This is a genomic window from Pseudomonas sp. ATCC 13867 (assembly GCF_000349845.1).
Lineage (GTDB): Bacteria > Pseudomonadota > Gammaproteobacteria > Pseudomonadales > Pseudomonadaceae > Pseudomonas.
In genome coordinates, this window is the sequence record NC_020829.1 from 1,402,657 (window position 1) to 1,414,333 (window position 11,677).

10 protein-coding genes, 1 tRNA gene and 2 pseudogenes are annotated in these 11,677 nt (G+C 60.7%); 8 read left to right on the top strand and 5 right to left on the bottom strand.

Features of this window, described 5'->3' with window-relative positions; all coding sequences use genetic code 11:
- Nucleotides 1-15: 15 nt before the first annotated feature.
- The 3 genes and pseudogenes from H681_RS06445 to H681_RS06455 form a co-directional block, all read right to left on the bottom strand.
- Complete coding sequence (locus H681_RS06445; RefSeq protein WP_015476037.1) at nucleotides 16-717, bottom strand: VRR-NUC domain-containing protein; 702 nt, start codon at nucleotides 715-717, stop codon at nucleotides 16-18.
- A pseudogene (locus tag H681_RS06450) lies at nucleotides 714-1,236 on the bottom strand (PAAR domain-containing protein). The gene H681_RS06445 and the pseudogene H681_RS06450 overlap by 4 nt, the downstream one beginning before the upstream one ends.
- 506 nt (nucleotides 1,237-1,742) lie before the next feature.
- Complete coding sequence (locus tag H681_RS06455) at nucleotides 1,743-2,366, bottom strand: Crp/Fnr family transcriptional regulator (protein WP_236620509.1); 624 nt, start codon at nucleotides 2,364-2,366, stop codon at nucleotides 1,743-1,745.
- A gap of 226 nt (nucleotides 2,367-2,592) precedes the next feature.
- Here H681_RS06455 and H681_RS06460 point away from each other — a divergent pair, with 226 nt between their 5' ends.
- From H681_RS06460 to H681_RS06485, 8 genes and pseudogenes are all read left to right on the top strand, one after another.
- A complete protein-coding gene (locus tag H681_RS06460; protein ID WP_080636206.1) occupies nucleotides 2,593-3,504 on the top strand; it encodes an ABC transporter substrate-binding protein in 912 nt (303 codons plus the stop codon).
- Nucleotides 3,505-3,514: 10 nt separating this feature from the next.
- On the top strand, nucleotides 3,515-4,267 hold the full coding sequence (locus H681_RS06465) for an ABC transporter permease (RefSeq protein ID WP_015476040.1): 753 nt from the start codon (nucleotides 3,515-3,517) through the stop codon (nucleotides 4,265-4,267).
- Nucleotides 4,260-4,949, top strand: a complete 690-nt coding sequence (locus H681_RS06470) for an ATP-binding cassette domain-containing protein (protein ID WP_015476041.1) — start codon at nucleotides 4,260-4,262, stop codon at nucleotides 4,947-4,949. Before H681_RS06465 ends, H681_RS06470 begins: the two co-directional genes overlap by 8 nt.
- Nucleotides 4,946-5,389 carry a CopD family copper resistance protein gene (locus H681_RS06475; protein WP_015476042.1) on the top strand — a complete coding sequence of 148 codons (444 nt, stop codon included), beginning with the start codon at nucleotides 4,946-4,948 and terminating at the stop codon, nucleotides 5,387-5,389. The genes H681_RS06470 and H681_RS06475 overlap by 4 nt, the downstream gene beginning before the upstream one ends.
- Nucleotides 5,390-5,417: 28 nt before the next feature.
- The gene (locus H681_RS06480) at nucleotides 5,418-7,532 is read left to right on the top strand and encodes a TonB-dependent receptor family protein (RefSeq protein ID WP_015476043.1); all 2,115 of its coding nucleotides are present in this window, start codon (nucleotides 5,418-5,420) and stop codon (nucleotides 7,530-7,532) included.
- A 64-nt stretch (nucleotides 7,533-7,596) separates the two neighbouring features.
- Nucleotides 7,597-7,770 carry a hypothetical protein gene (locus tag H681_RS26340; protein WP_157883307.1) on the top strand — a complete coding sequence of 58 codons (174 nt, stop codon included), beginning with the start codon at nucleotides 7,597-7,599 and terminating at the stop codon, nucleotides 7,768-7,770.
- Nucleotides 7,763-8,113 (top strand): annotated as a pseudogene (locus H681_RS25690) (tyrosine-type recombinase/integrase); the annotation flags it as partial. The gene H681_RS26340 and the pseudogene H681_RS25690, both read left to right, overlap by 8 nt.
- A 35-nt stretch (nucleotides 8,114-8,148) precedes the next feature.
- Nucleotides 8,149-9,978, top strand: coding sequence for an NACHT domain-containing protein (locus tag H681_RS06485; RefSeq protein WP_157883308.1), 1,830 nt, complete (start codon nucleotides 8,149-8,151; stop codon nucleotides 9,976-9,978).
- Between the two features lie 110 nt (nucleotides 9,979-10,088).
- Here H681_RS06485 and H681_RS06490 read toward each other — a convergent pair.
- Nucleotides 10,089-10,162: transfer RNA gene (locus H681_RS06490), tRNA-Gly, on the bottom strand.
- A gap of 151 nt (nucleotides 10,163-10,313) precedes the next feature.
- Nucleotides 10,314-11,207, bottom strand: coding sequence for an alpha/beta fold hydrolase (locus tag H681_RS06495; RefSeq protein WP_015476046.1), 894 nt, complete (start codon nucleotides 11,205-11,207; stop codon nucleotides 10,314-10,316).
- Between the last annotated feature and the right edge of the window lie 470 nt (nucleotides 11,208-11,677).

Below are 11,677 nucleotides of genomic sequence, written 5' to 3' on the forward strand. Positions count from 1 at the left end.
GAGTGTTTCTCCGAATCAATAGGCCGGGATCATGGGGCGTGGGGAACGGCCACGAGTCAGGAAGTACACCACGCCACTAGCGATGGCGGTAGCCCACCCCAGCTCCTCTACGGGTACCTTGGACTGCTGATTTTCCTGGCTGCAGTCGCAGTCGGTAGACTGCATCTCGACGACCTTATTTTTACTGCCGGCGATGGCACCGTAGGCGTCACTCTGCCTCGCATTACGCTGATCGGGTGGAAACTTCATCTCCACCACCTGCTTGATATTGTCCTGGGTCGGCGGCTTGCTGGGGTCCTTGACGATTACCACGTCGGGCCGGCGAATCATGCCGCGACCAGGCTTGAACGGAGGATGCTCTGGATCTTCATCCCAATACTTGCTGATCCAGCCCGGAATCCAACCATGCGGGCTGCTGCCGGTCTGGCTGTCGAGGATCGGCTGCGGCGGGTTCTTGGTCATGTCGTAACTGACCTCGGGCTTGTACGGGCTACGCCCCTGGAGGATTTCGTCCAACTCCCCCAGACGTTGAGCCACGCAGGCCTGCTTGAGGTTCTTGCCATCTTGGCTGACGTTGGGTGTGCTGCTGCAATAGCAGATCGCCGAGCACAACACCTTCTTGTCCTGTGGATCGAGCTTGGGCTCCAGGATGCCAACGGGGTTGGTCTTGCCTTCGGGGCTCATGCCGCCCTGAGCGAGGCTGGGCTGATCGCTCATGCTTCGCCTCCCTGCATCAGGTCGATCTGGATAGACTCCGACGCCTCGTGGTTGATCCACGAGGTCATGCCTTCGGCATCTGTGGCATCGAGCGCGCTCCAACCACCACTCGACCAGACCTTTACCCTACGTCCGGCAATGGGCTTACCGGTTTCCTGGTCAATGAGCTGGAAGCGCCCGGAATACGGTGCCGTGACGCTGGATAGCGGGGTGATTGGCGTAAAGGGGGCGGGAGTGAATACATCACCGATGATGACGGTCCCCGAGCCACCAATGATCACGTTGCCGTGGGCACCGACCGATGCTGCCCAGGGTGGCAGCGGGCTGGCCGTTGATGAACACCGTCGCTGAAACAGCTGACGCTATGGGGCTTCCGCAAGCAGAAGCATCGCCCTGTCGTGCAGCAGGCAGGCCGTCAAACACGACGTCAGGAGAACCTTGGGCTATGGGGTTGGTGCCATGCCCCGGTATTGGGCAGGCTGTAGGATCGGTGGCGCGGGCGGCGGGTTTTCCACTCATGTGCGAATCCTTGCATCAGCGAGATGATGGTCAGTCGCTTATGAGCGACATGTCACGCGCGAAAGTAACAGAGCTGGGGTGTGCAACTTCTTGCTCGCCTCGCCTGCAGCTCGCATAAATACGATGCAGCATGACTTTGTAACTTTTTTATTCATGGCTGGCTGAGTGGAGTAGCCGCCTCTCGCTGTTGCGGGGTGGGTCAGAATCACTGGAACAAAGTGTCAGAATCACCAGCGCCTACACTTTAGCTATCAGGAATAGCCGTGTAGGTACGCCTGCGGCGAGCAGAAACCCTCGAATCAACCATCAAACCTGAGCCCGGACGCTCAGCTAATCGCCGAAAGGCAACTTGAAGTGGCTTGCAGCCACTTCGAATGCTGGCGCACCTGGCCGGCTGGCTGCCGCAGAACCGCCTTTTTCAACAGAATCCACCCTAAGCGGACGTCAGGCATAGCACTCGCTGTTGTTAAGGCTGGATGCCTGCTGCAGGCCGATGGCCGGCCATCTCAGAAAGAACGCACCGCCGGGCTGGCCAGGTCCTGCAGGTAAGTGAGATCGCAAAGCAGCCATTGCCGTAGCCGGCCCTGGATGCGCCCCGCGTGCTGCCAGTCGGAGAGCAGCCGACTCAGGGATTCAGGACGAATGCCCAGGTGCGTGGCGAGCTGGCGCTGGCTGATCGGCAGATTGAGACACTCGCCCTGGCGACGGTGCAGGCCGAGCAGATAGGCGGCCAGGCGCTGGGAGGCGGAACTCGCCGTCAGCCAGTCGACCTCGTTGACCTGGCGGTAGAGGCGCAGGCTGAGGTTCTCCAGCATGCGCATGGCCAGCGGAGGATGGCCCTCGCAGGCCTTGCGCAGTGCATTGCGGCCCAGTCGGAAGAATTCGCCGCTGCCCTGGCTGCGGGCATTCATCGGGTAGCGGCCGTGGGGCATGAACATGGCCGCTTCGGCGATCAACTGACCTTCGCGGAACAGGTGGAAGACGCGCTCCTCGCCATCGCAGGTGAAGCGCAGCATTTCCACGCAACCATGCCGGACCAGCAGGAAATGCTCGGCGGGATCGCCCTCGCGGAACAGCAGCTTGCCGGCCCCGGCGCGGAGCAGTGCGGCTGACTCGCACAGGCCGGCCAAGAGCGCTTCCGGCAGGTCTGCGAACTGGGGCAGGGCACCCAGCAATCGCTGGCATTCACCAGGATCTGGGGCGAACTTAACATTTGTCATTCGCGATGAGCGTGCGGGCTGCAATGATTTGCGAATGAAGATAAGACTTATTCGCATATCAATCAATCGGAGGCTCCCGCGCCTCTTCCTTTCACTTGCACTGGTCGCCGGCACCTGTCTGGCGTCACCGGCCGGCATGGCCCGGGAAAAGGTGTTGCGGTTGGGTGGCCCCGGCGCGGTGGTCAGCTTCCCGCTGCTACACATGGTGGAAACCAATGCCCTGGCGGATCACGCCGAGCGTGTCGAATTCCGCCTCTGGCAGAACCCCGATCAGTTGCGCGTGCTGCTGGCCAAGAACGAACTCGACTACAGCGCCGCTCCGGTGAACCTGCCGGCGCTGATGGCTGGGCGCGGGCAGCCCGTGCGGCTGCTCAACGTCTCGGTGTGGGGAATCATCTGGCTGGTGAGCCGCGACCCACAGGTGAAAGGTTTCGCCGACCTCGCCGGCAAGGACGTGGTGCTGCCTTTCCAGCGCGACCTGCCGGCGATCCTGATCGATGAGCTGTTGCTCAGCCATGGCCTGAAGCCGGGCAAGGACCTGACGCTGCGCCCGGTCCGCGACGGCCAGGACGCCCAGGCGCTGCTGCTGGCAGGTCGCGCCGATCACGCCCTGCTGGTGGAGCCGGCGGTGTCCCTGCTGCTCTGGCGCAACCGCAGCGAGGGCGGGGCGCCGCTCTACCGCGTGCAGAGCCTGGAGAACGCTTGGAAGCAGGCTTTCCCGCAACAGCCCGAACTGCCCCAGGCAGGACTGATGAGCAGCCCGCAGCGCGCCGAAGACGGCGAGTTGGCACGCGCCGTGGAGGCCGCCTACGCCAAGTCCGCTCGCTGGTGCAGTACGCAGCCGCGGGACTGCGCGGAGCTGGTGCATCGGCACCTGCCGCACCTGCCGGTGGAAGCGGTCGAGGAGTCCATCCGCGTCACGCGCCTGGACAGTGTGGCCGCCAGCGCCGCGCGCGGGCCGCTGGAGGCGCTGTTCGGCCTGATCGCCGAACGCCATCCGCAGGCCATCGGTGGCTCCATGCCACCTGCCAGCTTCTATGGGCCGTGAGATGAGCCGAATGACTTCCCGACGCTGGGCCGTGCTGGGTGGCGCCTTGTTGCTGGTGGGCTGGCAACTGCTGGCGATGCGCCTGGGCTCGCTGCTCATGGCAACTCCCTGGCAGACGCTGCAAGCCATGGCTCGCCTGCCTTTCGAGGCCGACTTCCGTCTTCAAGCCGGAACCAGTCTGCTGCGTATCGTGCTGGGCGTTGGCCTGGGTTGCCTGCTGGGCTTCTGCCTGGGCCTGCTGGCCGGGCTGGACGCTCGTGTACGTGGCCTGCTGGAGCCGCTGCGCTGGCTGCTGATGTCGGTGCCGCCGGTGGTGGTCGTGGTGCTGGCGATGCTCTGGGTCGGGCTCGGCTCGGCCATGGTGGTGCTGATCAGCGTTCTCATGCTGGCGCCGGGCATGTACGTGAACACCGTCAAAGGCATGCAGATGGTCGACCGCGGCCTGCTGGAGATGGCGCGGGTCTACCGCTTCAGTCCCTGGCAGAAGTTGCGGCGGCTCTACATCCCTTCACTGACCGCGCCGCTTGGAGCGGCACTGTTGATCGCCACCTGCGGCGGCGTGCGCCTGGTGGTGATGGCTGAAGTGCTTGGCGCGGAAAGTGGAGCCGGTTTCGCGCTGGCTAACGCGCGCAGCACGTTCGACAGCGCCGGGCTGTATGCCTGGACTCTGCTGATCCTGCTGTTGGTCGCTGCACTGGAGTTCCTCCTGCTGCAGCCGCTGCAGCGGCGCATGGGCCGTTGGCAGGAGGCCGCCCATGCTTGAGTGGTACGGAGTCGATCTGCTGTTGGGCGAACGGCGCGTACTCGCCGACGCTTCCCTACGCCTGCTACCCGGTGAGCGGGTTGGCATTCTCGGGCCCAGTGGCGCCGGCAAGAGCAGCCTGTTGCGCCTGGCGGCCGGCCTGCTGAGGCCCCATCGGGGGCAAGCGGACAACGGATTCCGCCATCCCGTGCTGGCCTTCCAGGAGCCGCGCCTGCTGCCCTGGTGCCGGGTTGCGGAGAACCTGGAAATCCCCCTGCGCGCCATCGGCCACGAGCGTGCAACGGCGCGTCGGCTGGCCAGCCATTGGCTGGAGCGCGTCGGCCTCGCCGGGCATGAGGGTGCCTGGCCGAATCAGCTGTCCGGCGGCATGGCCCAGCGTGTTGCCCTGGCTCGCGCGTTCGCGGTCGAGCCGGACCTGCTGCTGCTCGACGAGCCATTCAGCGCGCTGGACCCGGCCCTGCGCGAATCCCTGCTCGATCTCTGCCGCGACTGGTTAGCCAGCTCGGGTGCGGCCCTGCTGTGCGTCAGCCACCACCCCGGCGAGCTGGTCGGCCTCGTCGAGCGCTTCGTGCTGGTCAACGACGGCGCGCTTCGCCCATTCGACCTCAGTGGACACACCGCCGAACAAGCGGCGGCGGTCCTTCATCAGACCCTGCTGGCCCTGGAGATACCCGCGCCATGATCTATCCGATCCTGCTGACCCTGCACCTGTTCGCCGCGCTGATGTTCATCGGCACGGTGTTCTTCGAGGTGCTGATCTTCGAAAGCGTGCGCAAGCACGTGCCGGCTGCGGTAATGCGCCAGGTGGAGCAGGGCATCGGCAAACGTGCGCGGCGGCTGATGCCCTGGGTGCTGCTGGTGCTGTTCAGCGCCGGCCTGGGCATGGTCTGGACGCGCTACCTGCCGCTGCTGGCGGACCCGCTGGCGTCCTCCTTCGGCACCTTGCTGAGCCTGAAGATCCTCCTCGCCCTGAGCGTACTCGGGCACTTCTTCAGCGCCATGTTCCTGCTCTACAGCGGGCGCATGAACTCGACGTATTTCCGCCGGATTCACCTGAGTGTCTTCAGCCACATGGTCGGCATCGTGCTGCTGGCCAAGGGCATGTTCTACCTGAGCTGGTAAGCCAGATTTCGTGCAGACGGAGCTTGTCATGAGTCGTTGCTTCAACCCCAAACGCCGCTTTCCTTCGAAATTCTCATTTCCCCTGCTGGCCCTCGGCCTGTTGCCCCTGACGGTGGCGGCGGAAGATCGCCTCGAGCTCGAGCCGATGCAGATCCGCGAGAAAAGCCCCGCGCCGGTCAGCGTGTCGGCGCAGGCCGAACGCGAACGCCTGGCCCGCGTGCCCGGCGGCACCAATCTCGCCGAACCGCAGCAGGAGACGCGCCTGGCGACCCTGCGCGATGCCCTGGACTACCAGCCGGGCCTGGTGATCCAGGACTTCTTCGGCGGCGCCGACCAGCCACGCCTTAACATCCGTGGCTCGGGCATCCAGAGCAACCCGGTCAACCGTGGCGTGCTGCTGTTGCAGGATGGGCTGCCGCTCAACGAGGCCGATGGCTCCTTCATTATCGGTCTGCTGGAGCCACGCAATGCTTCCTGGATCAGCGCCCGCCGCGGCGCCAATGCCGGCAGCCCCGGCGCCACCAGTCTGGGCGGCGAGCTGGAGTTCAACTCGCTGACCGGCGCCGACGAGGCCGGCCGCGTCCGGCTGGAAGCCGGCAGCTTCGGCCGGCAGGGGCTGCAGGCCGCCGCCGGGCTGGATGAAGGCGGCCACGATGCGCGGCTGAGCGTCAGCCACGACGAGTACGACGGCTATCGGCACCACTCCGCTTCCCATCGCACCGTGGTGCAGAGCAACTTCGGCCTGGACCTGGGCAACGGCGTACAGAACCGCAGCTACCTGTCCTTCAGCGACCTGACCTTCGAGATTCCCAACGTCATCACCAAGGCGCGCCTGAAGGACGATCCGCGCAGCGTGCTGGGCGACGGCAACACCCCGCAGGACCGCCTGCTCAACGTCTACAAGCGCGACCCGCACCGCGACACCCAGCAGCTGCGGCTAGCCAACCGCACCCAGTGGAGCGGGGCCGGCTGGCAGCAGAGCTTCGGCGTCTACGGGCAGAACACCCGGGACGACTTCACCGACCCGCTCAGCCACACCCTCACCGACAGCGACACGCTCGGCGCGCAATGGCAGCACGAAGGCGAGCAGCGCCTCTTCGATTATCGCCTGGGCGTCAGTTGGGCCTACAGCGACATGACCCGCGAGCTGTACGCCAACAACCCGCAGAACGGCAGCCGCATGCAGCGCTTCGGCAACTTCGACCTGGAGGCGTCCAACCTCGACCTGTTGCTGGGGCTGGACTGGCACCTGGCGCCGGACTGGGTGCTGGTTACCGAGGTGAAGTGGAGTGATGTCAGCCGCGATGCGGACTCGCGCGATGGCGCCGGCCATCTCGACCAGGAATGGAACTTCGCCACGCCGAAGATCGGCCTGAACTGGACGCCGAGCCCGGACCTGCGCTGGTACGCCAACATCAGCCGCAGCCACGAAGCGCCGACCTTCTGGGAAATCGTCTCTGCCGAAGTCTCGCCCATCGCGCCGGCACTGGCCCAGGCGCAGCTGGTCGACCTCGACGTGCAGAGTGCTACCACCTACGAGATCGGTGGCGCCGGCCGCATCGCCCGCACCGACTGGAGCCTCACCCTGTACCAGAGCGAGGTGGAGGACGAACTGATCTCCACCAGCGACGCCTACGGGGTGAAGGTGGGGACCTACAACTACGGCTCGCGTACCCGCCACCGCGGCGTCGAGGCCGGGATCAACGGTATGCTGCCGACGGCGGCAAGCATCGGCGGCGACCTGGCCTATCGGGTGGCATGGACCTTCAGTGATTTCCGCTTCCGCGGTGGTGAATTCCAGGGCAACCAGATCGCCGGCGTGCCGCGCCAGCTGTGGTCGGCGGAGCTACTGTACCGACGCGGGCCGTGGAGCATCGGGCCGAACCTGCGCTGGCTGCCGCAGGACACTCCGACCGACCATGCCAATACCCGAGACAACTACCAGGATTCCTATGCGCTGTGGGGCCTCAAGGCCGCCTACAAGACGCGCGAGGGGCTGAGTGTCTATGTGCAGGGTGACAACCTGGCGGACAAGACCTATGCCAGCAGCTATGTGATCCGCAACCGCGCGGACTCCTCGCAGCCGACCTTCCTCAGCGGTAATGGGCGCAGCCTGAGCGTGGGGGCTGAGTACGCCTTCTAGGCGTCTGCAATGTAAAAAGTCGCGGCGCGTCTGGCGATGAACTGCGGCAACCAGGCCTCAGTACATGGATTCGCTGATTGAGCGTGCCAATGTCCTGCAGAAGGCTAGTGATGTGTTGCGATTGCTTGGACAGACCGGCCTGGTACCCATTCCCGAACTCGACCGTTTCGGCGATCTGCCTGCCCTTGCTCAGTCCGCCGGCGTAGACCGCGCGAAAGTGTCCGTGCTAACGGGGTAGAACCCTCTTCGCCAACACCAAGTCGAAGCGTGTCCGCTCGGTGCCGATCTCGGAAGAGTTAGCTAAAGAGATTCGTCAGCATTGGCAGATCCATGGGCCGTTCACCAATTGCCTTGGCGTGTTCCGCATTGTGCTGTTGTCCACGTCGATCAAACTCCTGAGGGGCCAGGCCAGCCACGTCCTACGCCATACCTTTGCCAGTCACTTCATCATGAACGGCGGGCACATCGTGACCTTGCAACATATCCTGGGGCACGCCTCGCTCTCCATGACGATGCGTTATGCTCATGTTTCGGCAGATCACTTAAGTGAAGCTGTTAAATTTAATCCAATTTCGGGTTAAAGTGTTCCGAAATTAACTTCTCAGGGACGGTAATCGTGAGTGCGACTATAGCTACTGCAGCGTTAATCACAAAAGCAGCTGCTCCAATTATTAAGGATTTGTACGGAGGGGCGAAGGAAGGAGTTCGGAAGTCGCTCTCTAAGTGGAACGCAAAAAGTTTCCCCTCCAAGCTTTTGCGGAGCCTGTCTGACCTGGATACTGTGCGAACTATATGGAGTCCGGAGAAGAGTATTTCGCTTAGCGAGTTTTACTATGCGAGTAAAATGCAGTTTGATTCAAGAGGTGTGGTTTCTGTAAATTCAATTTCTGATCTTGGTGGTGGTTGTAAGGTTGTTCAGGGGATTATTGGTCAAGGTAAGTCTGTTCTTTTGAGGCATTTGGCAGTTCAAGAAATTTTACGGGAAGATAATGCTAGGATTCCGCTGTTTTATGAGTTGAGAAAGTTGTCAAAGTCAACATCTCTCGAGCAGGGTTTGGCGCAGACGTTGACTGACTATGACTTAAAGGTCGATGAGGAGGTTTTTTCCTACTTGGCTTCGTCGGGTCGGATGGTCTTACTGCTTGATGGCTTTGATGAGCTAGATTCTGATGTGATCAAATCGACCACGTTAGAGATTGATCGGCTTGTTGTTCGGTTTCCGGAGTTGCAGATTATCGTTTCGTCCAGGCCGGGGAATGAGATCCAAAAATTGAGCTCGTTTGAGATAGTTAATATCTCAAGTTTGAGAGAGACGGACTATGGTCCGTTTCTTCGGAAGTTGGGCCTTAAGTCTGATAGGGTTTTTGATATTGTAGAGGCCATTAAAGATAGCCCGGCTAAGGTTTCCGAGCTAATCAATACACCTTTGATGTTGACTCTGGTTGTTATGGTTTACCAGTCGGAGAGTCAAATACCATCGGAGCTTCCGGAGTTTTTTGATAAGCTTTTCTATACTGTTTTTACACGGCATGACAAATTGAAGCCGGCTTTCTTTCGTCAGCATTATTCAGGGCTTTCCGAGAATAAGCTAAGAAGTCTTTTTGAGGCGTTTTGCTTCATGTGTATTCAGTTTGGGAATGGCAGGACTCTTAAGCCTCGTGAGTTTAGTGAAGCGTTTAATTATGCTTTGGAATGCACGAGCGGTTCTGCTTGCTCTGAGGATGGTTTCAGGAAGGACTTAGTAAAAGTCTCATGTCTTATGCTTGAAGAAGGTTTTGATCAAGTTACTTTTTTGCATAAGAGTATCGCTGAGTACTATGCTGCTGCTTTCGTCAAAGAGTCGGATGATGGGTTTGCTGAGCGGTTCTATTGTGAAGCGTCCGAAGAATGGAATCAGTGGCAAGAATGCCTAAATTTCTTAAGGGTTATTGATTCTGCTCGTTTTGCTAAGTTTTATGATTTGAAAAATCTGGGTGAGCCTATAGCTCTGCTGAAGCAACTCATTTCCTTTAAATCGGGGAGGGAGTGTTACGAGATTTTGCCTGATTGGCTTAGAGCGCTTCGTGTATTTTATCGTCGGGTAGGCCCTGATGAGGGCTATTATGTTTCGTCTTTTGGGAATTGGACTCTTCCCGATAATATGTACTCCGCTAAGATTGGGGGAGTGCTGTCCGATTCTATTTTTAAGACGTCGGAGAATGATCTTTCTGTTGAAGATATCAAACAAATGCGGGAGGATGGCCACCACATTGCACAGATTAGTGAGTTTGAGTTGGAGATCGGTATAGCTTCTGTTATTACTTTGTGGGGTGGGGAAGTTATTAGAGAGGATGCAAAAAACCTTCTACGGGATTTTGAAGGAAGGCTGAGTGCAGCTGAGACGCTTGCACAGAAGATGGCCAAGAAGCCCTTGATATTTGACAGAAAGAACTCGGCTAAAACCTGATCGCCCTGGCTGGTTAGGTGGGCCGTCGACACTTTTTCGACACCTTCCCGCCCCCCAAAAACGCAAAACCCCCGAAACGCTAGGCATTTCAGGGGCTTGGCAGGGGATTCTGGAGCGGGCGAAGGGAATCGAACCCTCGTCATGAGCTTGGGAAGCTCAGGTAATGCCATTATACGACGCCCGCTTGGGGGTGCCTTTTTACCAGAAGGCGGAGGCTTAGTGAAGCCTTGGTCGGCGAAGTGCACTGGCGGCGCGGACTGGATGGGGTGCCGCGCGCAATGAAAAACCGGGGACGGTGGGTGGTGTCCGGCCCCCGGTGTCCTGCGCTGGGTGCATCAGCCCACCATGGCGGCGATCGGTACGCCCTGGTTGTTGGGCAGGTACGACGGGGTGAGCATGGGCTTGCGCTGGGGTTGGAGGAAGGCGAGGAGGTGGTCCCGGGTTTCCTGCCAGGCCTGCTTGTGTTCCACGTCGATGAAGTGGCCGGCGTTGCGGATGGTGCGAAACTCGCAATCGCGGATCAGTTGCTGGAACAGACGCGCTTCGGCCGGGGTGGTGTAGATGTCCAGCTCGCCGTTGAGGAACAACAACGGGATGTCGATGGCCGAGAAGTTCTCCATGTAGCTTTCCGCGCTGAGCTGGAGCACTTGGCAGATGTGGAAGTGCATCTGCTGGTATTCGTGCTCGTCGAGGCTGCTGACGTGGCGGAAGTTGTAGCGCTTGAACAACTGCGGCAGGTAGCGGCCGATGGTGTCGTTGACTAGGTTGCCGACGTTGGGACGGTCGCAGGCGGAGAGGTAATCCAGCCCGCGGTGCAGGTAGTCGAGCATGGCGGCGTTGAGCAGCGGCGAGAAGGAGTTGATGACCGCCTTCTGGATGCGTGCCGGGCGCTGGGCCAGGGCCAGCAGCGTGGCAACGCCGCCCCAGGAGAAGGACATCACCACGTCGGCCTGGTAGTGCTCGATCAGTTCCAGCAGCAGGGCTGCCTCGTACTCCTTGGTGATCGGCTCGCGGCAGTCGTTGTGGGGCTTGGACTGGCCGGCGTACGGCTGGTCGTAGCAGACCACGTTGAAGTGTGGCTGCAGGTATTTCACCGTTTGCGCGAAGGAGGCGGTGGTCGCCAGCGAGCCGTTGACCAGGATGATGGTCTGGCGCGCTTCCCTGTTGGCGTGGAACTCCGTGTGTACCCGGTGTTGCTGAATCTCGACGACGGCGGTTTCCGGCCTCATGTCGTTTTCCTCCAGACGCAGGTCATAGGACGCACCCACGATCGGATGCGAAGAAAGTACCCAGGCAGAGGAAAGCGCCTTGACGTGACAGCTTCGTGTCACACGGCGAAAGTTAATATTTTCTTAATTTTCAATCGATTACGGCGCCAAAAGGTGTCGTTCCGGCACTGTTTCCAGCGCGGAATGACGGCTCTTGACCAGGCAGGGAAGGGGCGGCGTGGGGAACGGCTGCCGCGATGAAGCGTTCTTGGACGTAGTGCGTGACTCGCTGGTCACGCTTGGGCCAGAGTTAAGCAGGCGAGGTCGCGGCGTGCAACCGCCTGTGGGTGATTGTTCGGAGCTGTCGGGAGGTATTCCGACGAAGTGACATTTCTCCGCGCGATAGACCGGCGCTTTGGAGAAGGCCGATTACACTCTTTGTGTTAGTCACTTCTTCCTGCCGCAGATGAGCGAATTTGGCGTGCTCCTCT